This window comes from Cryobacterium soli, assembly GCF_003611035.1.
Taxonomy (GTDB): Bacteria; Actinomycetota; Actinomycetes; order Actinomycetales; family Microbacteriaceae; genus Cryobacterium; species Cryobacterium soli.
In genome coordinates this window covers 1533020-1555830 of the sequence record NZ_CP030033.1, presented here as the reverse complement: position 1 = coordinate 1555830, position 22811 = coordinate 1533020, and the positions used below count along the sequence as shown (strand labels likewise).

Annotated in this window: 24 protein-coding genes; 13 read left to right on the top strand and 11 right to left on the bottom strand. The window is 70.8% G+C overall.

Going from position 1 to position 22811, the window contains the following annotated elements; all coding sequences use genetic code 11:
* Positions 1–10: 10 nt before the first annotated feature.
* Entirely contained in the window at positions 11–742 is a 732-nt protein-coding gene (locus DOE79_RS07130) for a PspA/IM30 family protein (protein WP_120337893.1), read from the bottom strand.
* Between the two features lie 158 nt (positions 743–900).
* Here DOE79_RS07130 and DOE79_RS07125 point away from each other — a divergent pair, with 158 nt between their 5' ends.
* The 4 genes from DOE79_RS07125 to DOE79_RS07110 are packed head-to-tail and all read left to right on the top strand — an operon-like array spanning position 901 to position 4386.
* Complete coding sequence (locus DOE79_RS07125; protein WP_120337892.1) at positions 901–1452, top strand: RBBP9/YdeN family alpha/beta hydrolase; 552 nt, start codon at positions 901–903, stop codon at positions 1450–1452.
* Entirely contained in the window at positions 1452–2783 is a 1332-nt protein-coding gene (locus DOE79_RS07120; protein ID WP_120337891.1) for a M20/M25/M40 family metallo-hydrolase, read from the top strand. The genes DOE79_RS07125 and DOE79_RS07120 overlap by 1 nt, the downstream gene beginning before the upstream one ends.
* Positions 2780–3280: a GNAT family N-acetyltransferase gene (locus DOE79_RS07115; RefSeq protein WP_120337890.1), complete on the top strand. Its 501-nt coding sequence runs from the start codon at positions 2780–2782 to the stop codon at positions 3278–3280. Before DOE79_RS07120 ends, DOE79_RS07115 begins: the two co-directional genes overlap by 4 nt.
* Entirely contained in the window at positions 3277–4386 is a 1110-nt protein-coding gene (locus DOE79_RS07110) for an FAD-dependent oxidoreductase (protein WP_120337889.1), read from the top strand. The genes DOE79_RS07115 and DOE79_RS07110 overlap by 4 nt, the downstream gene beginning before the upstream one ends.
* Before the next feature lie 248 nt (positions 4387–4634).
* Here DOE79_RS07110 and DOE79_RS07105 read toward each other — a convergent pair whose 3' ends face one another.
* On the bottom strand, positions 4635–6797 hold the full coding sequence (locus DOE79_RS07105) for a TPM domain-containing protein (protein ID WP_245977178.1): 2163 nt from the start codon (positions 6795–6797) through the stop codon (positions 4635–4637).
* 140 nt (positions 6798–6937) lie between these two features.
* Between DOE79_RS07105 and DOE79_RS07100 the strand changes: the two genes are divergently transcribed.
* The gene (locus DOE79_RS07100) at positions 6938–7732 is read left to right on the top strand and encodes a gamma-glutamyl-gamma-aminobutyrate hydrolase family protein (protein ID WP_245977177.1); all 795 of its coding nucleotides are present in this window, start codon (positions 6938–6940) and stop codon (positions 7730–7732) included.
* Here DOE79_RS07100 and DOE79_RS07095 read toward each other — a convergent pair.
* Positions 7729–8259: a TetR/AcrR family transcriptional regulator gene (locus DOE79_RS07095; protein ID WP_120337887.1), complete on the bottom strand. Its 531-nt coding sequence runs from the start codon at positions 8257–8259 to the stop codon at positions 7729–7731. The two genes, DOE79_RS07100 and DOE79_RS07095, sit on opposite strands and share 4 nt — an antisense overlap.
* A gap of 105 nt (positions 8260–8364) precedes the next feature.
* Here DOE79_RS07095 and DOE79_RS07090 point away from each other — a divergent pair, with 105 nt between their 5' ends.
* Positions 8365–9903: an MFS transporter gene (locus DOE79_RS07090; protein ID WP_120337886.1), complete on the top strand. Its 1539-nt coding sequence runs from the start codon at positions 8365–8367 to the stop codon at positions 9901–9903.
* A 26-nt stretch (positions 9904–9929) separates the two neighbouring features.
* Complete coding sequence (locus tag DOE79_RS07085) at positions 9930–10391, top strand: hypothetical protein (protein WP_120337885.1); 462 nt, start codon at positions 9930–9932, stop codon at positions 10389–10391.
* Here the strand turns inward: DOE79_RS07085 and DOE79_RS07080 are convergent.
* Together DOE79_RS07080 and DOE79_RS07075 are read right to left on the bottom strand one after the other, a co-directional pair.
* On the bottom strand, positions 10388–12595 hold the full coding sequence (locus tag DOE79_RS07080; protein ID WP_120340213.1) for a heavy metal translocating P-type ATPase: 2208 nt from the start codon (positions 12593–12595) through the stop codon (positions 10388–10390). The two genes, DOE79_RS07085 and DOE79_RS07080, sit on opposite strands and share 4 nt — an antisense overlap.
* A 29-nt stretch (positions 12596–12624) precedes the next feature.
* Positions 12625–12888, bottom strand: coding sequence for a heavy-metal-associated domain-containing protein (locus tag DOE79_RS07075; RefSeq protein WP_120337884.1), 264 nt, complete (start codon positions 12886–12888; stop codon positions 12625–12627).
* A 133-nt stretch (positions 12889–13021) separates the two neighbouring features.
* On the opposite strand from DOE79_RS07075, the gene DOE79_RS07070 reads away from it, so the two are divergent.
* Entirely contained in the window at positions 13022–13366 is a 345-nt protein-coding gene (locus DOE79_RS07070; protein WP_120337883.1) for a metal-sensitive transcriptional regulator, read from the top strand.
* A gap of 132 nt (positions 13367–13498) precedes the next feature.
* A complete protein-coding gene (locus tag DOE79_RS07065) occupies positions 13499–14617 on the top strand; it encodes a low temperature requirement protein A (RefSeq protein WP_245977176.1) in 1119 nt (372 codons plus the stop codon).
* Here the strand turns inward: DOE79_RS07065 and DOE79_RS07060 are convergent.
* Complete coding sequence (locus DOE79_RS07060) at positions 14614–15201, bottom strand: hypothetical protein (protein ID WP_120337881.1); 588 nt, start codon at positions 15199–15201, stop codon at positions 14614–14616. The genes DOE79_RS07065 and DOE79_RS07060 overlap by 4 nt on opposite strands.
* A gap of 53 nt (positions 15202–15254) precedes the next feature.
* Here DOE79_RS07060 and DOE79_RS07055 point away from each other — a divergent pair, with 53 nt between their 5' ends.
* Positions 15255–16205, top strand: a complete 951-nt coding sequence (locus DOE79_RS07055; RefSeq protein WP_245977175.1) for a DMT family transporter — start codon at positions 15255–15257, stop codon at positions 16203–16205.
* Between the two features lie 109 nt (positions 16206–16314).
* Entirely contained in the window at positions 16315–17100 is a 786-nt protein-coding gene (locus DOE79_RS07050) for a hypothetical protein (RefSeq protein WP_120337880.1), read from the top strand.
* Positions 17101–17140: 40 nt separating this feature from the next.
* Here DOE79_RS07050 and DOE79_RS07045 read toward each other — a convergent pair whose 3' ends face one another.
* Entirely contained in the window at positions 17141–17899 is a 759-nt protein-coding gene (locus DOE79_RS07045) for a LysM peptidoglycan-binding domain-containing protein (protein WP_120337879.1), read from the bottom strand.
* Between the two features lie 179 nt (positions 17900–18078).
* On the opposite strand from DOE79_RS07045, the gene DOE79_RS07040 reads away from it, so the two are divergent.
* The gene (locus tag DOE79_RS07040; protein WP_120337878.1) at positions 18079–18528 is read left to right on the top strand and encodes a hypothetical protein; all 450 of its coding nucleotides are present in this window, start codon (positions 18079–18081) and stop codon (positions 18526–18528) included.
* Positions 18529–18561: 33 nt separating this feature from the next.
* Here the strand turns inward: DOE79_RS07040 and DOE79_RS07035 are convergent, their stop codons facing one another.
* Together DOE79_RS07035 and DOE79_RS07030 are read right to left on the bottom strand one after the other, a co-directional pair.
* Positions 18562–20211 carry an ABC-F family ATP-binding cassette domain-containing protein gene (locus DOE79_RS07035; protein ID WP_120337877.1) on the bottom strand — a complete coding sequence of 550 codons (1650 nt, stop codon included), beginning with the start codon at positions 20209–20211 and terminating at the stop codon, positions 18562–18564.
* 170 nt (positions 20212–20381) lie between these two features.
* Positions 20382–21320, bottom strand: a complete 939-nt coding sequence (locus DOE79_RS07030; protein ID WP_120337876.1) for an NADP-dependent oxidoreductase — start codon at positions 21318–21320, stop codon at positions 20382–20384.
* Positions 21321–21421: 101 nt separating this feature from the next.
* Between DOE79_RS07030 and DOE79_RS07025 the strand changes: the two genes are divergently transcribed.
* Entirely contained in the window at positions 21422–21922 is a 501-nt protein-coding gene (locus tag DOE79_RS07025) for a MarR family winged helix-turn-helix transcriptional regulator (protein WP_120337875.1), read from the top strand.
* Positions 21923–21953: 31 nt separating this feature from the next.
* Here the strand turns inward: DOE79_RS07025 and DOE79_RS07020 are convergent, their stop codons facing one another.
* Positions 21954–22283: a DHCW motif cupin fold protein gene (locus DOE79_RS07020; RefSeq protein WP_120337874.1), complete on the bottom strand. Its 330-nt coding sequence runs from the start codon at positions 22281–22283 to the stop codon at positions 21954–21956.
* A complete protein-coding gene (locus tag DOE79_RS07015) occupies positions 22276–22716 on the bottom strand; it encodes a hypothetical protein (RefSeq protein WP_120337873.1) in 441 nt (146 codons plus the stop codon). Before DOE79_RS07015 ends, DOE79_RS07020 begins: the two co-directional genes overlap by 8 nt.
* Between the last annotated feature and the right edge of the window lie 95 nt (positions 22717–22811).

Here is a 22811-nt window from a genome sequence, read left to right as displayed (position 1 = left end):
GACCGGCCTGTTACTGCTCGATCGAGGAGGGCGTGCCGGCCTTGAGAGCGGCCAGGCGGGCATCCACCTCGGTGAGCTCGCCGAGGTCGTCGAGGCTCTCGAACTGCGCGTCGAGGCTGGATGCGGCGAGCTCGCTGGCGCCGCGCACCTTGGCCTCTTCGCGGCGGATCTTGTCTTCGAACCGGCTGACCTCGCTGGTCGGGTCCATGATGTCGATGCTCTTCACGGCGTCCATCACCTGGGCCTGCGCGGCCGCGGTCTTCGAGCGGGCGATGAGCTCGTCGCGCTTGGACGTGAGCTGGCTCAGCTTGGTCTTCATCGTGTTCAGGCCGGTCTTGAGCTGCTCCACGATCGCCGTCTGGCTGGCAATCTGCGGTTCGGCGTCCTTCGCCTCCTTCTCGGACTGCAGCTGGCGGCCGAGGGCCACCTTGGCGAGGTTGTCGAACTTGTCGGCGTCGACGGTGTTGCCGGCTCCGCGCAGCTCGTCGGCCTTGCGGCTGGCGGCGAGGGCCTTCCGACCCCACTCGCCTGCGGCCTGCACGTCTTCGCGGTGGTCGTCTTCGAGTAACCGCAGGTTGCCGATGGTCTCTGCGATCGCGCTTTCGGCGTCGGCGATGCTGTTAGTGAAGTCCCGCACCATCTGGTCGAGCATCTTCTTCGGGTGTTCCGCGGAGTCCAGCATCGCGTTGATGTTCGCCTTGGTGAGCTGGGCGATGCGGCCGAAGATCGACTGCTTGGTCATGTGAATGTCCTTTCGAAGGGGGTCAACGCTTAGAAACTACCGCGTTCACCTCCACAAGTGCCTGTGTGACCACCGGTCAGGACGGGATGGATTGGGGACGGATAGTGTGTGTTCACACGCCGAAACGCCCAGCCGAACAACTGTCGAGGATCCCGATCATGCCGACCCCCCTGAGCCTGACGATCGTGCCGGGCATCAACGACTCCACCGAGAAGCACTGGCAGACCCGTTGGCAGGCGACGCAGACGGATGCCGTGCGCATCCGCCCCACCTCGTGGGACGCACCCGATCTCGAGGACTGGGTCGCCGCGGTGGATGCGGCCGTGAGCACTCCGGACACGATCATCGTGGCGCACAGCCTGGGTTGCCTGGCCGTCGGGGCCTGGCTGGCGGACAACCCCGGCCGGGTGCGCGGTGCCCTGCTGGTGGCCCCGCCCGACCGGTTCGGACCCGGGTTCCCGTCTGCGGCCCCGACCTTCCGGGATGCCGAACCGGCCGTGCTCGGCACCCCCTCCCTCGTGGTCGCCAGCGCCGATGACCCGTACTGTGCTCTCGGCGTCGCGCGCACCCTTGCGGCGTCGTGGGGCGCCGGGTTCGTCGAGGTGGGCAACCTGGGCCACATCAACATCATCAGCAAGCTCGGCGCCTGGCCGGCCGGCCGTGCCCTGCTCGATGAGTTCGCCGAGAGCCTCGGCGGGATGGTGCGCTGATGACCGACCCGGATGTGCTCACCCGCCAGACCGTCGACCTGCTGCGCGACCTCATCCGCAATGCCTGCGTGAACGACGGCACCCCCGATTCCGGCGGCGAGATCCGCAGCGTGCGCACGCTCGAGGGCTTCTTCGCCGGCTCCGGCCTCGAACTCGAGGTGGTGGAGCCGCACCCCGGGCGGGCGTCGTTGATCGCGCGCATCCGCGGCACCGACCCGGCCGCCCCGTCGCTCGCGCTCGTGGGCCACATCGACGTCGTGCCCGTGGACCGGGACGGCTGGAGCCGGGACCCGTTCGCCGCCGAACTCGTCGACGGTGAGATCTGGGGACGCGGCGCCCTCGACATGCTCTACCTCACCGCCAGCTACGCCGTCGTGATCCGCGACATCGCCATGGGGCCGTTCCGGCCGCGGGGCGACCTGATCTTCGCGGCCGTCGCCGATGAGGAGAGCGGCAGCCGCTACGGGGTGGGCTGGATGACCGAGCACCGGCTCGACCCCATCGACGCGTCGTTCGTGCTCACCGAATCCGGCGGGGCGCCCGTGGGCGTGCGCCCGTCGATCACCACCACGGTGGGGGAGAAGGGCATCGCCGGCCGGCGGCTGGTGGTGCGCGGCACGCCCGGTCACGGCTCCGCCCCGTGGGGCGCCCGCAACGCGGCCGTGATCGCGGCCGAGGCCGTGGGCCGGCTGGCGCGGTTCGAGGCCCCCGTGCAGATCACCGCGGACTGGCGGCACTACGTCTCGGTTCTCGGCCTGCCCGCCGAACTGGCCGAACGGCTCACCGACCCGGCCCACATCGACGACGCCGTGCACGAGCTGGGCAGCCTGGCCGGCTTCGCGCACGCCTCCAGCCACACCACCATCTCGCCCAACATCGTGCGCGCCGGCGAGAAGGAAAACGTCATCCCGTCGCTGGCCACGGTGGACCTGGACATCCGGGTGCTGCCCGGTGTCGACGCCGCCCAGGTGGACGGCTACCTGCGCCATGCCCTCGGCGAACTGATGGTGGACATCGAGATCGTCGGCGAGAGGTTCGAGGCGGCCACCCGGTCGCCCGTCGACACCCCGCTGTTCACCGCGCTGAGCGCAGCCGTGGCCCGGGCCTACCCGAACGCCGACCTACTGCCGGTGCTCAGCGTTGGAGGCTCCGACGCCCGCTTCTACCGCCGCCGGGGCATCCCCGCCTACGGGTTCGGCCTGCTCAGCCGGCGCTGGGACTACGGCACCTTCCGGATGCTCTTCCACGGCAACGACGAACGCATCGACGTGGACTCGATCGCGCTCACCGTGGCCGCCCTCGACTTCACCGTGCGTGAGGTGCTGGCATGACCGCGGCGACCGGACTCGTACAGCTCCACGTCGTGGACTGGACCGACCCGAGGGCCGTCGCCTTGCGCCGGGCCATGGACGACGAAGTGGGTCCCCGCTACGCCGACCGCTTCGAGAACCCGTCGGCCGAGACCGCCGCCGAGTTGGCGCAGGCGTTCGCGATCGACCCTGACACCATGGTGCTCACCCTCGTCGCCACCGTCGGCGGCGTGCCCGCCGCGCACGCCGCCCTGCGCATGCTCGGCACGGAATATGAGCTGAAGCGCTTGGTCACCCTGCCGGAGTACCGGGGCAGGGGCCTGAGCAAAGCACTCATCCGCGCCATCGAGGACGCGGCGGCCGAGCGAGGCGCCCGCCGGCTGGTCCTGCAGACCGGCGACCGCCAGCCCGAGGCCGTGCGCCTCTACGAACACCTCGGCTACACCCCGATCCCGATCTATCCTCCCTACAGTGCGATCTGGTTCTCGCTCTGCTACGAAAGGATGCTGCCCGCATGACTACGCACGTCGATACTCTCGTCATCGGCGGCGGAGCCATGGGCTCGGCCGCCGCCTGGGAGCTCGCTCGCCGGGGCCGCGACGTGACCCTGCTCGAGCGCTTCGCTCCCGGTCACAAGAACGGCGCGTCGCACGGCGCCTCGCGCAACTTCAACCTCAGCTACTCTGACCCCACCTATGTGGCCATGCTCGTGGAGGCGCTGCGGCTCTGGCGCGAGCTGGAGGACGAGACCGACACCCGGCTGCTCGAGCAGGTGGGCCTGGTCAACCACGGGCAGGGCCAGCCGTTCGCCGAGGTGCACGCAGCGCTGTCCGCCGTGGGCTTCGACCCGGAGCTACTCGGTGTCGAGGCGGCGGCGGAGCGGTGGCCGGGCATCCGTTTCGATACCGAGGTGCTCTACACGCCCGAAGCCGGCCGGGTGAACGCGGATGCGTCGGTGACGGCTCTGCAACAGGCCGCGATAGCGCGCGGCGCCCGGGTGCAGCACGGCATGGCGGCCACCCGCCTCACGGTGCAGGGCGACGACAGCGTGCTGGTCGACACCGACACCGAGCAGTTCCGGGCCCGACGGGTGATCGTCACGCTCGGCGCCTGGACCGGCTCGCTCCTGGAAGGCGTGCTGCCGCTGCCGCGCCTCGTGGTGACGCAGGAACAGCCGGCGCATTTCGCCGTGCTCGACACGAGCTTCACCTGGCCGGGCTTCAACCACGGCTACCGGCCTGGCACGCCCGGGTACGAGTACTGGCGCTCACCGGTCTACGGCATGCACACCCCTGGCGAGGGGATCAAGGCCGGCTGGCACGGTGTGGGGCCGGTCGTGGACCCCGACCTTCGCGACTTCACCTCGGAGCCCGAGCAGCTGCTGGCCCTCCGCCGCTACGCCCGCGAGTGGCTGCCCGGCGCGGACCCGGATGCCTTCACCGAGATCAGCTGCACCTACACGACCACCCCGGACTCCAACTTCGTGCTCGACCGCCGCGGCCCGGTCATCGTGGGCGCCGGCTTCTCCGGCCACGGCTTCAAGTTCACCCCCACCGTCGGCCGGATCCTCGCCGACCTCACGGTCGACGTGCCCGCCCCGCCCCTGTTCGCGCTGGCCCGCTGAGCTATCGAGCGGGCTCCTCGCGAGTTGCGGCATAGCGCCCCTTCGCGAGCGGGGAAGGGGACTTTGGCGGCAAGTCGGCGAAGGACATGTCGCCCACTTGCGGCATAGCGCCCCTTCGCGCGCGCGGAAGGGCAGCTTTGCGGCAACTCGAGGGCTGTGTGGTCGGGAGGCTGGACAGCAGGCTCAGCAGCCTCAGCAGGCGAGGGAGGCTGGCCGAGGGGCCCGGAAGGGGAGGTCGCCCGGGCGGCTCAGAACCGGCCGCCGCCGCCGCGCCGACCGCGTGTGCCCCCACCGCCGAAGCTGCCCGGGCTGCGGCCGCCCCCGAAGCCTCCGCCGCTCGAGCGCCGTCCGCCGCCGCCCATCCCGCCGAAACCGCCCCCGCCGCCGAACATCCCGCCGCCCCCGCCGCCGCCCAGGATCTGGCCGATCAGGATGCCGCCGAGGACGGCGCCCATCGACCCGTTGCTGCCGCCGCGGCGACTGACCCCGCCGCCGAAGAAGTCCCCGAAGTCGTCGCTGTCTGTGGAGAACCCGTCCACGTCGCGCCGGGCCATGGCTGTGGCCTCGGCGGCCAGGGAGCCGGCTCGCTGCGACACGGCGAGGGCGGCGGCCGGATCGCTCGCCACGAGGGACTCGGCCTGGGCGGTCAACCGGCCTGCCTCGGCCAGCCGGGTGCGGGCCTCAGCGCCGACCGCGCCCCGCCGGGCGGTGATGAAGTCCTCAGCGGCGGATACCTGGCTGCGGGCCGCCTGCAGGCTCTGTGCCAGCGCGGCCTGCAGCCGCTCTGCCTGCACCTGGGCGTTCCGCACGCCCTGCAGCGTGGCATCCATGGTGGCATTGGCGGCCTCGAGGCGCTGCAGCAGGTCGACCGGGTTCACCGGCGGGGCCGCGAGCGCGGAGCGCACCTCGGTGAGTGTCTGCTCGGTGCGGGCGATCACGCCCGGAACATCGGCCGACGCCACCCCGGTAGCGGGCAGCCCGCGTGCCATCGCGACGTCGGTGTCGAGGTCGGCGAGCACCGCCGGGATGCCCGACTCCGCGCGCTGCAGGTCGGCGGCGAGCCTGTCGACGGCGTCGACGAGCAGCTTCGCCTGGTCGACGGCCTCCTCCGCGGCGCGGATGCCGACCGCCGCGGCACTCGGTTCGCCGGCGGCCAGTCGCGCGCGGGCTTCAGCCAGCGCATTGGTGGCGAAGGTGAGCCGTTCGGCAGCCTGGTCGGGGTTGTCGGCGACCGTGGCGATGGTCTCGGGCGTGTAGCGGGCGGACAGCTCCTCCACCCGGGCCTCGGCCTGGTCGAGGCGGGCGTCGATGGCCCCGAGCTCGGTCTCCAGCCCGGCGGCCGCGGCCGGCGCGTTGGCCTCGAGCTTCCGCAGCTCGTCGAAGTCGGCGGCCTGCTCGTCGAGCAGCTGGTTGGCCTCGGCGCACAGCGCGATGATCTGCCGGTACCAGGCCCGCACCTGGTCTTCGGTGTCGGGTTCGGCGTCGTCGAGCCGCTGCTGCAGGGTGAACGCCTCGGACAGTTTCGCCGTGGCGGCGCCCACCGCCGCCTGGAAGGGCGCGGCGGCATCGGCGCCGTACTGGGCAACGGCGAAGCCCACCTCCTGGCCGCTGGTCTTGATGGCGTCGTCGGTCGCGATGAGCGCGCTGGAGGCGTCGCGTTTCAGCTCAGGCGTCGACGCCTCGGCGCCACCCGGCCTCGCCACCGGGGCCGTGCCGCGGCGCCGCAGCGCCCAGATCACCACGGCGATGATACCGCCCACGACGGCGAGCACGAGCAGCACCGTGACCCAATTGGGAAACCCGCCGCCGCTGGACGGGCTGGCGTCCCCGGGGGTGATCACCGGATCGCTGAGCGGCTCGCCGGCCACGCTCTGCTGCATGGCTGTGGCCCCGTTGATCGCGGCGCCGGCCCAGTCGTTCACCCGCAGCGACGGTTCGATGGCGGTGCTCTGCACCTCGGCGAGCTGGGCTTCGTCGAGCACAAAATCGGTGGCGACCGACAGCTGGTACTGCCGGTCATTTGTGGCCACGGCCAACAGCACGTCGTTGTCGCCGAAGCCGTTGTCCACCGCTGTGTAATCGGCCCACGTCGACGGGTCGTCCACGCCCTCGAAACTCGCCACGTAGGCCACGAAGAGGTCGATCTGGGTGTCGGCGAACAGTGCGTCGAGGGCGGCAACCACCTCGGGCTCCCGGTCGCCGAGAGCCCCGACGGTGTCGACGATGTGGCTCTCGCCGAAGTTCACCGGGTCATCCGCCCTGGCCGGTGCGGCCGCGCCCAGCCCGGTCCCGACCAGCGCAAGGGCGACGATCGCGACGAGCGCTGCCACGCGGGCGGCAAGCCCGGAGATCGTCGGTCGGATGCGCGGGTGGCCTGGCTGCATGGGGTCCATTTCCTCGGAAGCGCTCACGTGCGGCGTATTTCCCTCGAGCATAGAACCCCTCGCTCTGTTGCGCTCTGTTACCGCCGCCCGGATGCCGGCCGGTCGCCTCGGGCACACTGGAACGACACCAGCACCCGCTGCACCCTGCACGTCACGAAAGGCGAGCCATGACCACCCAGACGCTCGCCACGATGACCGCCCTGCCGACGGCCCGCGAAGACCGGCCCACTCTCGCCGTCGTCGAAGTCACCCGCAGCCGGCCGGACCGCCCCGAGTACCACGCCAAGGTGCAGACCCTCAACGCCACCGTCGTGGACGCCGGCACTGACGGCGGCTGGACCGTCGTGCGATTGGCCGCCGCGGACCTCGACCCCGCCGACCTGCTCGACCTCACCGACTCGGCCGACGCCGTCGTGATCGTAGGCGGCGAGGACATCGACCCGCGCTTCTACGGCGCCGACTCCGGCTATGAGGGCGAGACGGTGCACTTCACCGACGCCGATGCGGGCCAGATCGCGCTCGTGCAGCGCGCCGCCGAACGCGGCACCCCGCTGCTGGGCATCTGCCGCGGACTGCAGATCATCAATGTGGCCCTCGGCGGCGACCTCGTGCAGCACATCGACGACGGCATCCACCGTAACGTCGGCGTGCCCATCGACGAGATCCTCTCTACCCACGCCGTCGTGCTGCGCTCCACGAGCACCCTCGCCGAGGCCCTCGGCGACACCCGCATCTCGGTGCAGAGCGCCCACCACCAGAGCGTCGGCCGGCTCGGCGCGGGCCTCACGCCCGTGGCCACCGCCCCCGACGGCCTGGTCGAGGCCGTTGAGCACCGCACCGCACCGATCACGGGTGTGCAGTGGCACCCCGAGGCTCCGGATGCGCCGGCCGCCCAGCTGCCCCTGCTGCTGGCATCCCTGCAGAACGCGCTCACCCGCTCCGAGGCCGCCCGCGCCGCCTAACCTCGCGCGGGGCGCATCCGGGCGAGGAAGGCGGGCACGTCGAGTTCGTGCTCGAACGGTTCGGCAAGAGTGGTGGCGTCGTAGTACAGCCCGTCGGCCAGCAGCATCGTGGCACGGGCCAGTTCGGGGTCGCGCAGGTCGTCGTTCAGGATGGCGAAGTAGCGGCGGCGCATCTCAAGGACCACGCCCCGGGCACGGGGGTTGCGGCGGGCCAGTGTGCCGCCGGCCAGCGTGGCCCGGTCCAGAGGACTGTCGACGTACTCGGTGAGGGTCACGTAGTAGGCGGCCGCGCCGTTCGGTGCCGCGCGCATGCGGTCGTATTCGGCCGCGGCGAGCGTCTCCAACCGCTCGATCAGGGCGGTTTCCAGGCCGTCCCGCGAGCCGAAGTGATAGAGCAGGCCACCCTTGGTCACGCCAGCAGCCTGCGCGACGGCGTCGAGCGAGGCACCGGACCCGCTCGTGTCGATGAGCAGTTCCTGGAACGCGGTGAGGATGCTCTCCCGCGCGCTGTCGCGATGTTGGGCCATGACCGCCACTTTACTGTACCTGGTGGTATAGTCTTATTCTGCTGTACCAGATGGTGCAGTAAAGCCCGTCGTTCCGCCAGGAACCCGTTCTCCAGCCAGGTTGATATGAGCACCACACGCCCCATCCGCACTCACTCGGACGCCGAGTCGGCCATTCCCCGCGCCGGCCGACGCGAGTGGCTCGGCCTGGTGCTGCTGATGCTGCCCGTGCTGCTCATCTCGGTGGACAACACTGTGCTCAGCTTCGCCCTGCCGGCCATCAGCCTCGACCTGCGACCCAGCAGCACCACGCTGCTCTGGATCGTCGACATCTACCCGCTGGTGCTCGCCGGCCTGCTTGTGGCCATGGGCACCCTCGGCGACCGCGTCGGCCGCCGCAAGCTGCTCTTGATCGGCGCCACCGGTTTCGCCGTGGTGTCGGCCCTGGCCGCCTTCGCGCCCACCGCCGAGCTGCTCATTGCGGCCCGTGCGGTCATGGGCTTCTTCGGTGCCATGATCATGCCGTCCACGCTGTCACTGCTGCGCAGCCTGTTCCTGGATGCGCGCCAGCGCACCCTGGCCATCGCCGTGTGGGCCGGCGCCTTCGCGGCCGGCTCGAGCCTGGGCCCCATCGTGGGCGGTGTCGTGCTGCAGCACTTCTCCTGGGGAGCGGTGTTCCTGATCGCCGTGCCCATCCTGCTGCCGCTCCTGGCGCTCGCCGGGTTCCTCATCCCCGAGTCGAAGGACCCCGCGCCGCTCCGGATCGACCTCGTCAGCGTCGGCCTGTCGCTGCTGACCCTCGCGCCGCTGGTCTTCGCGATCAAGACCCTGACGCACGACGGCGTTGGGCTGGTCGGCATCGGCGCACTGGCACTCGGACTGGCCGCCGGAACTGTGTTCCTCCGCCGCCAGCTGCGCATCGCCAACCCGCTGCTCGACCTGAGCCTGTTCCGCCACGCGCCGTTCGCCGGGTCGGTGCTGGCCAACTTCCTCGCCGTGTTCAGCCTGGTCGGCTTCCTGTTCTTCGTCTCCCAGCACCTCCAGCTGGTGCTCGGCCTCGACCCGCTGGCCGCCGGCCTGCTGCTGCTCCCCGGCGCGGTGCTCTCGGTGGCCGCCGGCCTGACCGCGGCCTATGTCGTGCGCCTCGTGCCGCCGCGTCTCGTGATCGTGGCGGGCATCCTGCTCTCGGCCCTGGGCTTCGGCGTGATCATCCTGCTGCGGGACAACCTCACCGCCGGTGTGGTGGCGCTCGCCTTCGGCATCCTGTCGGTCGGCGTGGGCGCCGCCGAGACCATCTCCAACGACACGATCCTCAGCTCGGTACCGGCCGACAAGGCCGGGGCCGCCGCCGGTGTCTCCGAAACCGCCTACGAGCTCGGCGCGGTGCTCGGCACGGCCGTGCTCGGCGCCATCCTCGCGGCGTCGTACCGGGCCAGCGTGGTGCTGCCGGAGGGGCTCGGTCGCGCCGAGACCGCCCAGGCCGGCGAAACCCTCGGCGGGGCGCTCGGAGTGGCCGGCGACCTTCCTGCCGCGTCGGCGGCCGCGCTCACCGAGTCGGCCCGGGCGGCCTTCGACAGCGGGGTGGGCGTGACCTCCCTCATCGCCGTGCTCCTGATGCTCGTCGCCGCGGCTGCCGTGCACCGCAGCATGCGCCCCTCGCGGTAAGCGCGGCCCGGGGTGATACTCGGGGCATGACCTCAACCGGCAGTCACCGCACCCTCGCGCCCAGCCGTCCGCCCGCACGCTCCGGCACGGAGAAAACGCTGGTCACAGTGGAGGCCGTCACCAGCATCAGCGCTCTGGCCGGCGGGATTCTGCTGATGCTCGGTCCCGACGGGGCGCTTCTCGCCGCGGACCCCGCCGTGCTCGAGGGCAGCCCGTTCGACGACTGGCTGCTGCCCGGCGCCGCGCTCACTCTCTTCGTGGGCGTGGGGTTCGGCGTGGGCGCGGTCTGGCAGTGGCGCAGGGGACCCTACGCGAGGCATGTGTCGCTGGCCGCCGGTGTCGGGCTGGTGGCCTTCGAGATCGTGCAGTTCACGGTGATCGGCCCACATCCGCTGCAGGCCGTGTTCGGCGTGGTCGGCGCGGCCACGGCGTACCTGGCCTGGCGGTTGCCCTCGGCCAGGCACGGCGCGACCGCCGCAGCTCGCTAGACCGCCCGGAACCCGCGCAGCCGCAGGCTGTTGGTCACCACGAACACCGAGGAGAGCGCCATGGCGGCGCCCGCGATCAGCGGGTTGAGCAGCCCCAGGGCGGCAAGCGGAATCGCGGCCACGTTGTACGCGAAGGCCCAGAACAGGTTGGTCTTGATGGTGCCGAGGGTGCGCCGCGACAGCCGGATTGCGTCGACGACGGCCAGCAGATCCGATCGCACCAGGGTGATGTCGGCGGCCTCGATGGCCACGTCGGTTCCGGTGCCCATGGCGATGCCGAGGTCGGCCGCGGCCAGCGCGGCGGCGTCGTTCACCCCGTCGCCCACCATGGCCACGACGTGCCCGGCGGCCTGCAGGGCGCGCACCCGGTCGACCTTGTCGGCCGGCAGAACGCCCGCGAAGACCTCGTCGATGCCCACCCGCGCGGCCACGGCGCGGGCCGCGGTCTCGTTGTCGCCGGTGAGCAGCACGGGTGTCAGGCCCAGGTCGATCAGCCGCGCCACGGCGGCGGCGCTCGACGGTTTGACCTCGTCGGCCACGACCAGGATGCCGCGGGCGACCCCGTCCCAGGCTACGGCGACACCGGTCTGGCCGGCCGCCTCCGCCGTGTCGAGGGCTGTCCGAAGCTCGCCCGGCAGGGTGATCTGCCACGCGTCGGCCAGCCAGCGCGGTCGACCGACGAGCACCCGACGGCCGTCGACCGAGGCCTGCACGCCGAAACCCTGCGCAGAGGCGAACTCCGTGGCAGCCGGCAGCACGCCGACCCTCTCGAGCGCCCCGTGAGCGATCGCGACGCCGATCGGATGCTCCGAGCCGGCCTCCGCCGCTCCGGCGAGACGCAGCAGCTCGGTGTGGGAGGCGGCCGAGGCCGAGGCCAGGCCGTGCACGGCCAGCAGCGCCATCTTCCCGGTCGTGACCGTGCCGGTCTTGTCGAGCACGATGGTGTCGACCCGGCGGGTGGACTCGAGGATCTGCGGTCCGCGGATGAGCACGCCCAACTGGGCGCCGCGCCCGGTACCCACCAGCAGCGCGGTGGGGGTGGCCAGCCCGAGCGCGCAGGGGCAGGCGATGATCAGCGTCGCCACGGCGGCGGTGAACGCCTGCTCAGCGCCGGCGCCGAGCGCCAACCAGGTGGCCAGGGTGCCCAGCGCGATGACGAACACGATGGGAACGAACACCGCCGACACCCGGTCGGCGAGGCGTTGCACGGGGGCCTTGCCCGACTGGGCCTGCTCCACGAGGCGGCCGATGCGCGCCAGTTCGGTATCGGCGCCCACCCGGGTGGCGCGCACGGTGAGCCGGCCGCCCGAGTTGACGGTGGCGCCGACGACGGCGTCGCCCTGGCCCACCTCCACGGGCACGGTCTCGCCGGTGAGCAGGCTCGTGTCGATGGCCGAGATGCCGTCGACGACGACACCGTCGGTGGCGATCTTCTCGCCGGGGCGCACCACGAAGAGGTCGCCCACCGACAGTTCGGCGATGGGGATGCGCTGCTCGAGGGAGTCGCGCAGCACCGCCACATCTTTCGCCCCCAGATTGAGCAGCGCGAGCAGTGCCGCACCCGAGCGGGTCTTGGCGCGGGCCTCGGCGAAGCGTCCGGCGAGGATGAACACCGTGACGGCAGCAGCGACCTCGAGGTAGATCTCCGTGCCGCCGGTCATGCTGAAGCTGAGCTGCATGGTCATGCCGGCGAGCCCCGCGTCGCCGAGGAACAGGGCGTAGAGCGACCAGCCGAAGGCGGCCAGCACTCCCACGCTGATCAGGGTGTCCATGGTCGCGGCGCCGTGGCGGGCGTTCAGCCAGGCGGCGCGGTGGAACGGCCAGGCGCCCCAGACGGCCACGGGAGCGGCGAGCATGAGGGCCAGCCACTGCCAGTTGGTGAATTGCAGGGCCGGAATCATCGACAGCAGGGTCACCGGGATCGCCAGGGCGGTGGAGATCAACAGGCGCTGGCGGAGCGCCGCGGTCTCGGCATCAGGGGCGGCCGCCGGGGCGTCGGCGCCGGCTGGGGGTTGGACCGGTGGCGGAGCGGGCAGGGTGGCCGTGTACCCGGTGGCGACGATGGTGGCGATGGCGTCGTCGATGCTGGTGCCCTCGGGGAGCCGCACGGTGGCCTTGTCGGTGGCGTAGTTCACCGTGGCCTCGACCCCCGGCAGCCGGTTGAGCTTCTTCTCGATCCGGGCGGCGCAGGACGCGCAGGTCATGCCGCCGACGAGAAGGTCGACGGGGTCGCTCACTCGGCGGCGCCCGTGTCGGCCGGGCCCTGCAGTTCGTAACCGGCCTCATCCACGGCGGCCCGGATCTCGGCCAGGTCGGGGGAGCCGGCACTCGTGACGTGCACGGTGCTCACGGCGCCGGCCACGAGGTCAACGGTCACCGCGCTCACGCCGGTGACCGTGGACACCTCCTCGATCACGCTGGCCACGCAGTGTGAACAGGTCATGCCGCTCACCAGGTAGTCGGTGACGGTGTCGGAGGTGCTGTCGAGCTGAGCCATGGGACGAACCTTTTCGTGTTGAAGCGGATGCTGACGAAACTGATGGGAGGTTTGGATACCCCCTCCGGGTACTCTAGCGCACTTTCGTGATACCGTGAGGGGGTATAGGGCCAGCCGACACCAGGAGCACACCATGACGACCGACGCCGCCGTTCCCGACGCCATCGATCCCCACGCCGGGCATTCCCACGACGGTCCGCACGGCTACATCTCCAACAAGGACGACTACCTCAAGCGTCTGCGCCGCATCGAGGGCCAGGCGCGGGGCCTGCAGGGCATGGTCACCGACGACAAGTACTGCATCGACATCCTCACCCAGGTCTCTGCCATGACCAGTGCCCTGCAGTCGGTGGCCCTTGGGTTGCTGAACGACCACCTCAGCCACTGCGTCGTGGACGCCGTCGCGACAGGCGGCGAGGAGGCCCAACTCAAGCTCAAGGAAGCCGGCGACGCCATCGCCCGGCTGGTGCGTTCCTGACCCCTCGGCGCGCGGTGCGACATGCGCTGGCATTCAAGCCGCAGGCCTCTCTAGGCTGAGCGCATGACAGACGCGCCTGGCATCAGATTGCACCGTCGGATGACTGCGCGCGACACCGCAGAGCCACACCGGGTGTCGAGCCCGCTAGAGCTCCTCTTCGACCTCACCTTCGTGGTGGCCGTGGCCCAGCTCGTGGTGCAACTGGCGCACGGCCTCGAGCGCGGCCACGGGGCCGACGAGATCGCCCCCTTCCTGATGGTGTTCTTCGCCATCTGGTGGGCGTGGATGAACTTCACCTGGTTCGCCTCGGCGTACGACACCGATGACGTGCCGTACCGGCTGCTCACCCTGGTGCAGATGGGCGGGGTGCTGGTGCTCGCGGCCGGGGTTCCGGCCGCGTTCCTCGACCAGGATTTCCGGGCCATCACGGTGGGCTACCTCATCATGCGGCTGGGTCTCGTGGCCCAGTGGATACGGGCCGGCGCCGAGCATCCGGACGGTCGCGCGACGGCATGGCGGTATGCGGCAGGGGTGAGCCTCGTACAGCTCGGCTGGCTGGCCCGGCTCGCGCTGCCAGAGGAGCTCGGCCTGGCGTCGTTCGTGGTGCTCGTGGCGCTTGAGCTGGCCGTGCCGCCGTGGGCCGAGCGCTCCGGCAGCACCTTCTGGCACCCGCACCACATCAGTGAACGGTACGGACTGTTCACGATCATCCTGCTCGGCGAGGGTGTGCTCGCCGCCATCTACGGGGTGCAGGATGCGCTCGAAGCGCGCGGGTTCAGCGGCGATCTGGTGCTCGTGTCCGTGGCGTCGTTCATCGCGGTGTTCGCGCTCTGGTGGCTCTACTTCCTCGAACCGGCCGGGGAGGGACTCTCGGCCAACCGCGGTCGCTCCTATCTGTGGGGCTACGGGCACTACGGGGTGTTCGTGTCGCTGGCGGCCCTCGGCGCCGGACTCGAAGTGGCCGTGGCCGACGCCGGTCATCACGTCGAAGCGTCGGCGACGACCCTCGCCTTCGCCGTGGCGCTGCCGGTCGGTGCCTTCCTGCTGCTGCTCTGGGCCACCCACGCCGTACTGGATACCCGGTCGCAGGTGCGGCCGGCCGTGATCCTGCCCGCGGCGGCGGCCGTGCTGCTCGTTCCGCTGCTCGCCGGCACGGTCGGGGTCACCGTGGTGGTGCTGGTCATCGCCGCCCTGTGCGTGCTCATCGTGGCGCTCACCGTGGCCGACCAGTTACGCCGCGCCCGCGGCTAGGGCTTGGGCACCCAGTAGCCCACCCGGCCCAGCAGCTGGGTCTCCCGGTCGGCGTCGGAGGGGACCTCCACCTCGGGAGGGAACACGCCCATGGCCCGGAACCCCTCGACCTGCGGGCCGATCACGTCCCAGAGGGTGTCCACCAGCGGGGCGGGCAGGGAGTAGTCCCAGCCGAGCTGCCGGGCGATCGACCAGGCCTGGAAGGCCCGGTAGATGCTCACGTGCTCGAGGTACTCCCGCAGCGGGAAGTCGCCGTAGCTCAGGTGCACGATCTTCTCGGGGTCGAGGTCCTCGCTCACGGCCCTGGTGGCGAGGTCGTTGAGCCGGTCGTACGCGGCGATCGGATCGGCGCCGAGCAGATCGCCGTCGTAGGTGCCGCCGGCGTCTTCGATGGTGCGCCCGAGCAGCACATCGGGCACCCAGGCCTCGTCGCGGGCGTGCGCGGCAAGCACATCGCGCAGGGTCGGGTCGGGCGTGGCTGACCACTCCGCCGGCGCGGGCAGGTCGAGTTGCTGGGGAGTGATCCGGTCGATGACGGAGCGCAACGCGGCATCCGCCTGGAGGAAGAGCTCTCTCTGCTTCATGCTGGCACGCTAGCACCAGCGGCGGACACGTCGGCAGCGGGTAAAGTCGGCATGTGCCCGACCCGTTCACCACCTCCGAAGTCACCGACGCGATCGTGGGGTTCCTCGACCCGGCCGCGCGCAAGAATCTCGGCATCGCCGTGGCGCTGCTGGGCACGATCTTCCTGGCCCTCGGGGCCCAGCTGCAACACCGCGGGGTGGGCAAGGCCGCCCGGATCCGCGCGGCCGACCGGCAGCGGATGAGCGCCGGCCAACTCCTCGCCCTGCTGCGCCGGCCGTCCTGGTTGCTCGGCACGCTGCTGCTGGGCTGCGCGATCCTGCTGCAGCTCACCAGCCTGGGCCTGGCGCCGTTGCTCGTGGTGCAGCCGCTCGGTGTGGCCGCCCTGGTGCTCTCCACCGTCGTCGATTCCCGGCTCGCGCACACCCGGCTCGACGGCACGGTGTTGCGCTCGGTGGCGCTCTCCGTGGGCGGGATCGTTGTCTTCGTGACCATCGCCGCGGTGTACGCCGCCGACCGGCCGATCCGGCCACCGCAGGTGACCATCATCTTGATCCTGCTGGCCGCGGTGCTGGTGGGCTTCGGCCTGGTCTTCGTGTTCCTGCGCGCCCGGCTCACGGCCGTGGCCTGGGTGGTCGGCGCCGGAGTGCTCTACGCCTTCGTCGCCACGCTCGCCAAGCTCACCATCACCCAGCTCGTGTCGGGCCAGATCTCGCTGCTCACCCTCTTGTGCGTGGGCGGCGTCCTCACCGCGGCCGTCGTCGGCGGCATCTTCGTACAGATCGCCTATTCCTCCGGACCGCCCAACCTCGTCATCGCCGGGCTGACCGTGGTGGACCCGCTCGTGGCGGTCGGCATCGGCATCGTGGTGCTGGGGGAGGCCTCCGCCGCGCCACCCTATGCGCTGGTGGCCTTCGTGCTCGCCGGTGCTGTGGCCGCCTTCGGGGTCGTCGGGCTGTCCCGGCACCGGCCGCAGTCGACGCTGGAACCGGCACGGCCGGAATAGGCCGCCGAACCAGGTGCTGAACCAGGTTCCAGTGGCACACTGGCAATACCCTCCGAAAGCACGGCCGAATCACGGAGGGCGCCCAGCCAACGTGGGTAGCATCGATCTGATGTCAACCGTTCATTCGAAAACCCACCGCGCAGGCCGGTCTTTCGTCGTACTCGGTGTGCTGCTGTTCGTCCTCACGGGGTGCGGTGCGGCCGGGGTGGCCCAGAGCTCTCTGGTGACGTCATCAGACATCGACGGTTCCGGTGACGCCACTGCGACCGCGGAGGCCGAGGAGCCTGCCGCCGAGGCCGCCGGCTGCCCTGCCACCCCCGCCGAGATGCCGGCCGGAGCCGCCAGCGCCGAGATCGCGGATGTCGACGGCGACGGCGAGAACGACACCGAGTGGTATTCCGAAGCCAGCTCGCCATTCACCTACGGCATCACCACGGCATCGGGCGCCACGCACACCCTCACCGACGATCTGGCCGGGCCGGGGACGCACAGCGGCTGGACGGCGACGCTGCACAATGGGGTGGTCGTCACGGTTCTCGACGACGGTCGCAGCGCCAGCCTGCACGCATTCGTGGATTGCGAGTACGTCACACCGATCGGCGTGGACGGCCGGCCGTACACCTTCGACATGCAGAACCTGCGCGGCAACGGCACCGGCGTCGGCTGCCTCGAGGTGGAGGGCGGGCTCGAGCTGAACGGCCTGCAAGTCGCCGAAAAGCACGGGGACACCTATGCCCTGATGGCCACCGGAATCACGGTCTCCGAGAACGGGCTCTCCGCCATGAACGGCTATACGGCCGTGTCGGGCTCCGTGCCGGAAGACGACCGCCGGGTCAGCGCGGCGCAGACCTCATCCTGCGCCAACGCGGCCGTCGTGAGCACCAGCGGCCACTAGCGCACTCGGCCAGGGTGGCCGACGAGGGTGCCGCACGCGCTCACCGGCCGCGTTCGTACCGGCTCAGGTTGATGGTCTCGTCGGCCCGGGCCTCGGCCCAGCCGCGCATCGGGTTCAACCAGAGCAGATCGGCCACGGTGATGCCGAACCGGTCGGCGATGGTCTCCAGCGCGTCTTGTGGCGCCACCACGTACCCCGACGGGTTTCCCGCGCTGTCGTAAATCACGGTCCCTCGAGCGGTGGCTACTTCTCCGGAATCCACGACCGCCAGGTCGGGGTGCATATCCGGTACCGCCCAGACGAGTTCGGCCGTGGCCATCACCCGCCCGAAGGTGATCCCGTCGACCTGCTCCCAGAGCACGGCCGTGCGCATCCAGCTGGGATCGTTCGTTATCAGCTGGTCGCCGTATCCGTTGCCGGCCGCGATGTCGAAGGTCTGCCGGTCTGTCGTGAGCACCGGGGCGTCGGCGACGTAGCTGCGGGCGGTCCGGAATCGGGCCGCCGACGAGTCGTCGGTGAGGGCGTTGAGCTCGAGGGTCACGGTGCTCTCGGTGGGGCCGAGGTCGAGGTTCAGCACGCTCAGAGTCAGCCGGCCGGAATCAGTGCTGATCTCGACGGTTCCCGAAACGGGCACCTTGGTGCTGGCGTCGAAGGTGCCCGTGCCCAGCACGGTGCCGGCAGCCAGCTCGTACAACTCGGTGATGGGCTGGGGCGCCGGGCTGGCGATGCTCGGGCTGGGTGGAGAGGTGAGGCCCTGATCAGCCGTGCACCCGCTCAGAGTCACCAGAACCAGGGCCATGCCCCACACCCGCCGCCCAGTCGCACCCGTCACCGTGACCCCCCGGCTGCAATCTAGCAGTGCAGGGTCAGCCGCACACAGCGCTACGGGAATTGCAAACTCGGCGTGCACCTGAAACTCTATGCAGTGGGGGGCTTCGAGCGCGAGGTCCAATCAGACACGACGGAGAGAGCGCGACCATGACGCAGCGGGGGCTCGGGGCGGCACACGGCGGGGTGGTGCGGCTCGTGCCCGACTATGCGGGCACTGTGCTCTGGTTTCCGCATCCGGTCGCCTACGCGCACACCCGGCTGCATCCCGACCTGATCACCGACCTGATCCGCTGGGAGCTCGGGTACTACGACGCCCTCGACGCCGGCTTCAACTGGCAGAGCCCCGCCCACGCGAGCGCCTTCACAAGTGATGGCGTCGCCCTTGCCCTGCGTCTGGCGGTGCAGCTCGGTGCCGGCTTCGACGTCGAGTTCGCAACCTACGAGGCCGGCGTGGCCAGCCGACGGTTCCGCAGCGAGCTGCCGGCCGACAACCCGAGCGCCGCAGCGGCCTTCACCGCGCTGTCCGCCCGGCCCGCCTCCAGCTGGGCTCCCACCGGCTGGCCGACCCGGGCGATGCGCGACACCATCGGCATGTGAGCCCGGTGCTGCGCGGGGTGTCGGCGCCTCCGGTCACGGCCTCTCCTCTCCCCGGGCCTGCCCGGACGGGTGTTCCTCGGTGAGCCGCCCATCGGCGTCAAGGGTGAGCCAGTCGGTGATGCCCAGCCGCCCGAGGAAGGCGTCGTCATGACTGACCACCAGCAATGCGCCGCGGTACGTGCCCAGGGCCCCGACCAGCTGGTCGACGCTCTGCAGGTCGAGGTTGTTGGTCGGCTCGTCGAGCACGATCAGCTGTGCCGGCGGGTCGGCCAGCAGCAGCCGGGCCAGGCACACCCGGAACCGCTCACCGCCGGACAAGCTGCGCACCGGCCGGCCCACCGCCTCCCCGCGCAGCAGGAACCGGGCGAGCCGGCTGCGCAGCTCACCAATGGAGGCCTGCGGGGCCGCCGCGCCCAGATTCTCCAGGGCGGTCAGCTCCTCATCGAGCCCGTCGAGCCGCTGGCTGAGGTACCCGATGCGCCCGGTGTGCGCGATCGCGGTGGCCAGGCCCGCCCGCGCAGTCTGGGGATGCACGAGCGTTTCGAGCAGGCTCGTCTTGCCCACTCCGTTGGGCCCGGTGAGGGCCACCCGGGCGGGGCCGTGCAGCAGGAACGTGCGGTTGCTGCCGGCGAGTTCGGCCAGCCGTTTGCCGCTGGGCACCTGCGGGTCGGGCAGGTCCACATGGATGCTCTCGTCTGAGCGCACCCGGGCGGATGCGTCGGCCGCCACCCTGCGCGCATCCGCCACCTTGCCGTCGGCCTCACGGTGCAACTTGCCCGCCGAGACCTGCGCCGCAGACTTGCGAAGCCCCATCACGATCTTGGGCACGCTCTTGTTCTCGAACTCGCTGCGCGCGAACCGTCCCCGGCGGGCAAGCTTGGTCTCGGCCTCGATGCGCTGCGCCTTCTCCTTCTTCACGGCCTGGTCGGCGGTGCGCTGTGCTTGCATCGCGGCGGTCTGCTCGCGGTCGCGGTGCTCGAAGAAGGCGCTGTACGGTCCGCCGAAAACCGTGAGGCCGCCCGCGTACAGCTCCGCGGTGTCGTCCATGAGCTCGAGCAGCGTGGTGTCGTGGCTGACCACGACGAGCGCGCCCGGCCAGGAGCGCACCAGGGCTGCCAGCCGCGCCCGGGCCGCCCGGTCGAGGTTGTTGGTGGGCTCATCGAGCACCGTGATGGGCGCATTCGTCAGGTGAAGGCCCGCGACGGCCACCAGGATGGCCTCGCCGCCGGACATCGCGCCGACGGGCCTGTCGAGATCGGCCTCGGCCAGCCCGGCCGAGCGCAGCGCCTCGCCGGCTTGGCTCACCAGGTCCCAGTCGTCGCCGAGCACGTCGAAGTTCCGCTCCTCGACATCGCCGGCCTCGATCGCCCGCAGCGCGTCGAGCTTGGCGCGCACCCCGAGCAGGTCGGCCGCCGTGGCGGTCACGCCCAGGGTGAGCGTCTGCGGCAGGTAGCCCACATCGCCGGACAGCACGACGCTGCCCGTGCTGGGGCGCAGCTGGCCGGCGATGAGGCGCAGCAGGGTGGACTTGCCGGAGCCGTTGGCGCCGACCAGGCCGGTGCGTCCCCGGCCGAAGGCGGCGGAGAGACCCGTGAGGGCCGCGGAACCGTCGGGCCAAGTGAGGCCCACATCCGTCAGAACAATGGTCGAGGCGTGTGCAGGTGAAGTGTGTGTCGCAGCCATGGGGCTCCCCGTCGTCAGTGAATGCACTGACCCCGGATGCCGCGGCGCGGCCGATCGACAGGGTCAGCGCGTGAGCGCGAAAACGGCGAAGAACTTCACTGGCTGAACCTGACTCTGGGGAATGGGACCGCTCCAGTCTGCCACGGCCCGGGCGTTTGTGGCGAGCCGGGTCACCCCGCATCGGGCACGGCGACGACCTTGCCGTGCAGGTCGCCGGCGGCGGCCCGGGCGTGCACAGCGGGAAGTTCGCTCAGCCAGACGCGCTGCGAGACCTCGACGGTGAGTTCGCCGCTGTCGACGAGGGCGACCAGCTGGGCCAGCTGATCCCGGTCGGCACGGACGAAGACCCCAGCGGTGCGCACGCCGCGCTCCGCGTCGCCCGGTGTCGTCATCCAGGCGGTTGTGGCGACGACGATACCGCCGTCGCGCACGAGCGGGACGAGCGCGGCGAACTCCTCCTCGCTGATCGGCGCCAGGTTGAACAGGACGTCGACGGGCTCGGCGACGGAATCGAGGACCGCGGCGTCGGTGTGGTCGATGATCTCGTCGGCGCCTGCCGCCGCGACGGCGCGCCTGCTGCGCGGGCTCGCGGTGGCAATCACATAGGCGCCGGCCCGCTTGGCGAGCTGGATGGCGTATCCGCCGACCGCGCCACCGGCACCGGTGATCAGCAGCCGTTGGCCCTTCGTGAGCCCGCCCAGGTCGAACAGGCCCTGCCACGCGGTGAGTGCGACTGACGGCAGTGCGGCCGCGTCGGCGAGGGGGATGCTCGAGGGCGCTGTGACGATCGCATCGGCCGGAGCGACGACGAACTCCGCCGCCGCGCCATCCTCGACCATGGGAAGGAAGCCCACGACGGCGTCGCCGGCCTGGATGCCGGTGACACCGGTGCCGACGGCGTGGATGGTGCCGGACACGTCGTAGCCGGGCACGTGCGGCAGGGTCACCGGGAACGGCAGGGTTCCAGCCATGATGCCGTTGTCGGCCGGGTTGAACGCGGAGCCCGCCACCCGGATGAGCACCTGGCCCGCGGCCGCACGGGGCTGCGGGGCGTCTTCGTAGCGGAGGGCTTCGGGGGACCCGAACTGGTGGAAACGTACTGCCTTCATGGGAATTCTCTCTCTTTCGGAAAACGGCTATTGCTTCGACGTCGAAGCAAGTGAGAGAAAACGTAGCATTGCTTCGACGTCAAAGCAACTACGATGGGGGAATGCCAGAACAGACGCCGTCGCTAGACCCCGTTGAGCTGGGCGCGTACTTCGCGTTCATGGAAGTGGGCAGCCTGATTCGCCACGCGGTGGAGCAGCAACTCATGGACGTGGGCCGGCTCAGCTACGTGCAGTTCCAGATCCTGGCCCGGCTGGGAGACTCGCCGCGCGGCAGCCAGCGGATGACCGATCTAGCGGACAGCATCGTCTACAGTCGCAGCGGTCTCACCCACCAGGCGGGACTGCTCGAGAAGGCCGGTCAGGTGACCCGGGCGCCGTCCGTCGACGACGAACGGAGCGTCACGATCACCATCACCGACGCTGGGCGCTCCGTGCTGGCCGAAGTCTTCCCCGGGCACATCGAGGTGCTCAAGAACCTGTTTTTCGCCCCGCTGAGCCGCCCGGACGTGGAAGCCCTGGCCGGGTCGCTGACCTCGGTGCGCGACCATCTGCGCGCGGCCCCGCCCCGGTCGGCCGCGCCACGGCGCCGCAAGACCGGTTAAGACCCGGTGCCACCCGGCTCCCGAGAAGCACCTAGTCCACGATGAACAGCCGGGCGCCCGTCTGGGTGCTCGACCGGTGCGCTTCCATGCCGGTGGAGACCGTATAGCTCTCGCCGGCCGTCAGCAGCACGACGCGACCGTCGTCGAGTTCAGTGCGGAGGGCGCCGTCGAGCACCAGAAGCACGTGGCCGCGCGAGCACCAGTGATCGGCCTCGTAGCCGGGGCTGTACTCCACCATGCGGGTGCGCACGTCGCCGACCGTCACGGTGCGCCAGATCGCCTCACCGGTCGTGCCGTTGTGCACGGTGCGGGGCACATCGGCCCAGGTCGTGGTGAGGAATGCCAGCCCCGGCTCAAGCATCGGAGGTGCTCGCGTCGAGGAAGCGGGCCTCGAGCTCCGCGAAGAACGCGTTCGACAGGCTCTCGAACTCCGCGGCCGTGAGGCGGATGTCGTCGCCCACCTCGAGCTTCAGCACGGTCTTCGCCGGCACGTACTTCAGCACGGTGTCGCCGCGCAGCACGGCGTGATTTGTGAGCAGGGAGGCGGCGATCAGCTCCACCTCGTTGAGCGCATTGCTGTCGGTGCCGGTGATCGCGCGCACCCGGTGCACGAAGAACCTGTCGAGGGCCAGCACCAGGTTGTTGCAGAACAGCGGTTCGAAGTCATTCAACGCCGCCTGGGCGGTGTCTCCCGTCGTTTCAGCGGCGAGGGTGGCATAGGCGGCGAGCTGTTCCGCCACGCTGAACCGCGCGGCGTTGATCTCGTCGAGAGTGTAGGTCTTGCGCCCGAGCATGCGTACTCCTTCGAAACGGCTGCGCGATCGGATCGCTCTGCGGCAGCTCACAGTGTCAGGTCGAGACTAGTCAACCTGCCCGCGCTACCCTGAGG